Source organism: Paenibacillus sp. 598K, assembly GCF_003851045.1.
GTDB lineage: Bacteria > Bacillota > Bacilli > Paenibacillales > Paenibacillaceae > Paenibacillus_D.
Genome location: NZ_BFBX01000043.1, coordinates 88,860 through 94,443, shown reverse-complemented (window position 1 = coordinate 94,443; position 5,584 = coordinate 88,860). Strand labels below are relative to the sequence as shown.

Genomic DNA, 5,584 nt, shown 5'->3' with positions numbered 1-5,584 from the left:
GACATACCCGTTGTACAGCTCCCCGCGCTCGACAGCCAGTCGGCATAGCCTGGCGAAGATCGGCTCCGGCCAATGGCGCGTCGTGCGCAGATGCAGGATCGAGCCCAGATGCCAGCCCAGAGACAGAGCCGTCGAGCCGTCGCCCTTGGCGAGCTGTTCGAGGAACAGGACCAGTTCATGAAGTGTGATCTCGTCCCCGCCGTATTCACTGGGCACCGTCAGCTTGATGCAGCCCGCTTGCTTCAGCTCCTCGAAATTCTCGAAGGGAAAGGAGCCCTCCCGGTCATGCCGGGGGGCCCGCTCCGCAAACCGTGCAGCCAGTCTTTGACCCAGAGCGACGATAGCCGCTTCTCTCTCCTTTCCGGTGAGGGACGCTGCTGTGAAGGTTTCGGGCATCGTCATTACCTGCTTCGATAGTCGGCCAGACTGGCTTGAATCTGCTCCTGATGACCGTCAAGATGTCCGATCTGCCCGTTAATAACCTGAGCGAGCGTGATCAGCCCCGCCTCGGGATGGGTGGCTGTGCGCTGCCATGCTTCGTCGTCGATGCGCGAGAGCAGCTCGCCGTTGGCCGCCCGCAGCAGGCGAAATCGCTCCAGCGCCGCCGCGAGGTCAAGGTTTTCGTAATCGAGCGCTTCTGTCCAGTTATCCTGCTCGAACGGCTGAATGATCGGCGCTTGCTCGGACAGAATATTGCGTACGCGAAACGACACGGCCAGCTCTGCGTCTGCCAGGTGGATGGCGATTTGCTTGATCGACCACTTCTCGGGCAACCGGTGATGGAGCAATTCGGCTTCGCTCAGCCCTTCCACCGATCGGGCCAGCGCTTCCCCGCCTGCCGTATAGTCCGCGATGAGTGCTTTGCTGTTGATGTCTGTCATAATTCAAGTTCCTCCTCCAAATTAAGTACAAGTGTATAAAGGGAAAGCTACAGCCGTTTATCCAGCTTGCTCACCAGATAGTTGCCAGCGAACTGAAACAGTTGCACGCAGACGACGATGACGACGATCGTGAAGGCCATCGTATACGTCTCATAACGTTGATAGCCATAGCGGAGAGCGAAATCGCCCAGACCGCCTCCGCCTACAAGCCCTGCGACGGAGGAATAGTTCAGGAAGCTCACCAGGATGATGATGATCGAGTTGGCGATCCCCGCCCTGGCCTCTACATACAGGACGCTCCAGATGATCCGAGGCCAACTGGCGCCCATCGACTCGGCCGCTTCGATCAGGCCGCGATTGATCTCCAGCAGACTTTGCTCGACAAACCGGGCGAAGTACGGGGTAGAGGCTACGACCAGCGGCACGATGACCGCCGTCGTCCCCAGCGCCGTGCCGACGATCAGCCTGGTGATCGGTATGATGGCTACGAGAAGGACGATGAACGGGAAGGAACGGACGATGTTTACGATGCCGTTCAACACAATATACGTTCTTGGCGCCTTGACCCGGGAGCCGGGACGAATAAAGTACAGGATGGTGCCCAACGGCACGCCAAGCGCGACAGTGATTGGAATCGAGATGAGCAGCATGTACCAGGACTCGCCAAAGGCGACCCAAAAGTCGGGCAACGCGCGCGAGATCTCTGCGATGGCCTCATCCATGCAGGCTCACCCCCACTTCATCGGCATAGAAATTATCGCGCTTGAACAAAAAGCTGGCGATTTTGGATTTGGGCACATAGGAGCGGTTGTTCATGGCAAAATCCTCGACGATCACACCATGCTCCATCACCGCGACCTTGTTGCATATGGCCCGGACTACATCCATCTCATGCGTAACGATAATGATGGTGATGCCCAGTTGGCGATTGATCTGCGCCAGGTACTTCAAGATATCGCCCGTCGTCTGCGGATCGACGGAAGAGGTTGGCTCGTCGCACAGCAGTACGCCGGGGCGATTGGCTATCGAACGTGCGATCGCGACGCGTTGCTTTTGGCCGCCGCTCAGCTTGGAAGGATAGCTGTTAATCTTGTCGGCGATGTCCATGATGCCCAGACATTCCTCGACGCGTGCGCGGCGCTCGGACTTGGGCACGCCTGCTACCTTCAGAGGGAAGGCGACATTGTCGAACACCGTAAGATTGTCTAACAGATGAAAGTGCTGGAAGATCATGCCTATCGACTGTCGCGCCTTGCGCAGCTGGCGCTTGCCAAGCTCGGCAAGCGGCTGGCCGTCTACGAGCACCGTTCCGCTGTCCGGACGCTCCAGCAGATTGACGGTGCGCAGCAGCGTAGACTTGCCGGCGCCGCTAAAACCGATGATGCCGTAGATATCTCCCTTCTGTACCTCCAGCGAAACATTGTTGACCGCAGCGAGCGGGCCGGACGGCGTATCGAAGCTTTTGCAAATGTTGCGAAGCGAAATCATATGCGGCTCTCCTCCAATCTGTATGCGGGGTCCGGCTATCGGTTATCGACTCGAGGCGCGGCTGAAACGGTTGGCAGGGAAGGGCAATCCGAGATGGTCGCGCAGTGTCGCCGACGTATACTCCGTCCGGTACAGTCCGCGCTGCTGCAACAATGGGAGCACATGGTCGACAAAGCGATGGATGCCCTCAGGCACGATCGGGCCGGAGCTGACGATAAATCCGTCCGCAGCCTCCGAATTGAACCAGTGCTGGATCGTATCAGCCACATGCTCCGGCGTTCCTACAAACGGATTGCGTCCGGAGCGTGACGCGAGTCGGAGGGCCAACTGGCGCAGCGTCAGATGGTCGGCCCGCACCAGGCGGGCGATGCGGGCAGTTTCGGCCTGGAAGCCGTCGGTGAGCAGCTTGTCCAGGAACGGCAGCAATGGTTCGTCCAGCGGAATCCCGTTTAGTGCCGACGGCTGGAAATATTTCTCCACGCCCTTGAGCGCTTCGTCGATATCGGCCAAGCCGTCGATCTCCGCTTGCCGGGCGTGGGCTTCCTCGCTGCTGGCGGCCGTAATGACGTTGATGCCAGGCAGCACCAGCAGACTCTGCGGATCGCGTCCCAGACTAACGGCTCGGGCTTTGAGCTCGCGATAGAACTGTCTTGCTTCCTCGACGCTGTGCTGATGGGTAAACACAATCTCGGCATGTCGAGCGGCAAACGCCTGTCCCGCCTCCGAGGCCCCGGCCTGGACGATGACCGGCCAGCCTTGAGGCGGTCGCTCCATGCTGAGCGGGCCGCGCACCGAGAAGTAGTTTCCCTTGTAGTTCAGCGTATGGAGCTTCTCAGGTTGGAAGTAGACGCCGCTGCTCTTGTCCCGGAGGAAGGCCCCCTCCTCCCAGGAATCCCATAAGCCCTTGACGATCTCCAGGAACTCGTCAGCGACCTTGTAGCGCTGATCATGCTCGGGATGGCTGTCGCGGCTGAAGTTGGCTGCCGATCCCGGCAAGGCGGTTGTGACGACATTCCAGCCAGCTCGGCCACGGCTGATATGATCCAGCGAGCCGAACAGGCGGGCGGTATGGTAAGGCTCATGATAAGTGGTGGACAGCGTACCCACCAGACCGATGCGGGAGGTTGCGGCGGCGACGGCAGAGAGCAGGGTTAGCGGCTCCAGGCGATTGATCAGTTGCGGCGCCGAATGCTCGTCGACGAACAGGGTGTCGCCGACAAAGACGAAATCCAGCTTGCCCTCCTCCGCCTTGCGGGCGGAGGAAGTAAAATAATCGATATCGATCGACGCATTCGCCCAGTAGCGGGGATGCCTCCACAGGCCGGCGTGATTGCCTCCGACACTAAGCGAGGAGGCCAGGATCAGACGTCTTGCTGCACTCATGCGCATACACTCCCTTCGTTACCAGGCATAAAAGATGCTGCCTTCGTCATAACGAGTCTTGTAAAATTCCTTGACCGCATCCGAATAATAAGCTTGCTTTAAGGCTTCGAGTTTGGGCGTGCCTACAAGCTCCGGACGGGTCGCGGCGATGATGTAAAAGTCCTTGTATTCATTGGACTCCAATCCGAGTGCGTCCTCAAGCGCCAGACCGCCTTTGACGCGCTGGCTCTGGTAGAGAAATCCGGCATCCAGATCGTCAAGCGCCCGCAGCAATACAGCGGTATCGAGCGTCTTGAACTTGAACTGGCGAGGATTGTCGATGATATCCGAGGGCGTCAGCTTGGTCAGGTCGACCCCTTCCTTGAGCTTGATCAGCCCGGCATCTTGCAAAATAATGAGCGGCCGTCCGCCATTGGCTTGATCGCCAGGGATGCTGATTGTCGCTCCATCGGGCAGCTCGTCGAAGGAAGCGTATTTTTTGGAGTAGATGCCGTTGGGGGCGAAGGTCGTCAGGAAGGCAGGCACCAAGTTGCCATTGTTGGCTTCGTTGAAGGCATTGAGGGCAGCTGTATGGTTGCCGATCGCCACATCGTAGAAGCCCTCCAGCACCTCTTTGTTGGCGATAATGCTGTCTGTCGGAACTTCGAACTCCAACGTGTAGCCCAGCTTTTCCAATTCTGTAGCGAGAATAGGCGCGACCTCGTCATTATGGTTGGGCGTATTGGCAAGCAGCTTGATGATGCGATCCTTCGGGTCTTCCGTTGCCGATTCCGCCGGCTCTTCGGCGGTCGTGTCAGCTTCGGGAGTTGTGGAGGCGGCGTTAGAGGCTGCCCCGCTGTCGGCTGGGCTGTTCTTGGCAGGGGAAGACGAGCAGGCTGCAAGCAGGACGAGCAGAACAGCAACTGCAAGGCTTGCCAGGACGTTTTGTTTCATCGATTGTTCTCTCCTTAGGAAGGGGGATGTGTTGAAGCACTGAGATGCGAACCTCTCCTTCGAGGAGTACGTTCAAACCTGATATAATACCAAGTTATCCGCTGCGAATATTCATAGTATAGCAGAATCTTATTCATCATATAACCCTATGCTTCGTAATGAACATCATTATATTTTTTAATGATTGCGAACCTGCAGCCCGGCAGCGGCGATCAGTAAGCTTAGCAGCACCAAGCCATAGAAGAGTGGAGTAAAGGCGGCTCCGGAGAGCTCCGACAGCTTGTCCGCCAGCGCGAAGCCGCATACGGCTGCGCATGCCGCGCCGCCGATGAACTGGCATAGCTGCTGCAAGCCGAGCGCCGCGCCCAGACGGGTCTCCGGGATCTGGCGCGGCAGCGCATCGGCCACGCAAGCGTTGACGGCGGTGCAGCCGACGATCGTCAGCAGATAGGCGGGCGCAGCGATCCAGGGAACGCTCAGGCCGAGCCATGCCAACAGCAGGTTGCCGGCTACTATGCACCACGGCGATAGGGCAAGCAGGCGACGAGTGCCCGAACGCTTGAGCGCGCGGCCAAGCGGCCGGGCCAGAAGTACGGATAGCAGCGCCCCGGGAAAGATCATAAGCCCTGTCTCCAACAGACTGAGCGCATGGACGGCGACGAGAAGCTGCGGGAGCAGGAACAGCAAGGTAAAGTTGATCATATGGGCGGCCATAGCGAGGCCGTTCAGCAGCATAAAAGGGCGGTCCCTGAGCAGGGATGGCTCAACGAAGGGATGCGGGGTGCGCATCATTCGGCGGGCCGCCCAGACGAGCAAGAGGACAGATGCTGCCGCCGCCGGCAAGGAGCCTGACGAGAGGGCCAGCATGAAGAGGGAGCTGCCGCCGCCGATCAGCAGCG

General features: G+C 58.8%; 7 protein-coding genes. All 7 read right to left on the bottom strand.

The window, feature by feature from the left end; translation table 11 throughout:
• Nucleotides 1–396: acyl-CoA dehydrogenase family protein (locus PA598K_RS14670; RefSeq protein WP_185601977.1), on the bottom strand; the 396-nt coding region annotated here is incomplete at its 3' end.
• Nucleotides 397–401: 5 nt separating this feature from the next.
• On the bottom strand, nucleotides 402–881 hold the full coding sequence (locus tag PA598K_RS14665; protein WP_128657692.1) for a DinB family protein: 480 nt from the start codon (nucleotides 879–881) through the stop codon (nucleotides 402–404).
• A 47-nt stretch (nucleotides 882–928) separates the two neighbouring features.
• The gene (locus PA598K_RS14660) at nucleotides 929–1,603 is read right to left on the bottom strand and encodes a methionine ABC transporter permease (RefSeq protein WP_128657691.1); all 675 of its coding nucleotides are present in this window, start codon (nucleotides 1,601–1,603) and stop codon (nucleotides 929–931) included.
• Nucleotides 1,596–2,369, bottom strand: a complete 774-nt coding sequence (locus PA598K_RS14655) for a methionine ABC transporter ATP-binding protein (protein WP_128657690.1) — start codon at nucleotides 2,367–2,369, stop codon at nucleotides 1,596–1,598. Before PA598K_RS14655 ends, PA598K_RS14660 begins: the two co-directional genes overlap by 8 nt.
• A 42-nt stretch (nucleotides 2,370–2,411) precedes the next feature.
• A complete protein-coding gene (locus tag PA598K_RS14650) occupies nucleotides 2,412–3,752 on the bottom strand; it encodes an LLM class flavin-dependent oxidoreductase (RefSeq protein ID WP_128657689.1) in 1,341 nt (446 codons plus the stop codon).
• An 18-nt stretch (nucleotides 3,753–3,770) separates the two neighbouring features.
• Nucleotides 3,771–4,685, bottom strand: coding sequence for a MetQ/NlpA family ABC transporter substrate-binding protein (locus PA598K_RS14645; RefSeq protein WP_128657688.1), 915 nt, complete (start codon nucleotides 4,683–4,685; stop codon nucleotides 3,771–3,773).
• Between the two features lie 177 nt (nucleotides 4,686–4,862).
• On the bottom strand, nucleotides 4,863–5,584 hold a 722-nt coding region (locus PA598K_RS14640; RefSeq protein ID WP_185601976.1), incomplete at its 5' end, for an MFS transporter.

Coding starts and splice junctions, on each gene's coding strand:
- PA598K_RS14650 (WP_128657689.1), bottom strand. CDS start 3,752: ATGAGTGCAGCAAGACGTCTGATCCTGGCCTCCTCGCTTAGTGTCGGA.
- PA598K_RS14660 (WP_128657691.1), bottom strand. CDS start 1,603: ATGGATGAGGCCATCGCAGAGATCTCGCGCGCGTTGCCCGACTTTTGG.
- PA598K_RS14655 (WP_128657690.1), bottom strand. CDS start 2,369: ATGATTTCGCTTCGCAACATTTGCAAAAGCTTCGATACGCCGTCCGGC.
- PA598K_RS14665 (WP_128657692.1), bottom strand. CDS start 881: ATGACAGACATCAACAGCAAAGCACTCATCGCGGACTATACGGCAGGC.
- PA598K_RS14645 (WP_128657688.1), bottom strand. CDS start 4,685: ATGAAACAAAACGTCCTGGCAAGCCTTGCAGTTGCTGTTCTGCTCGTC.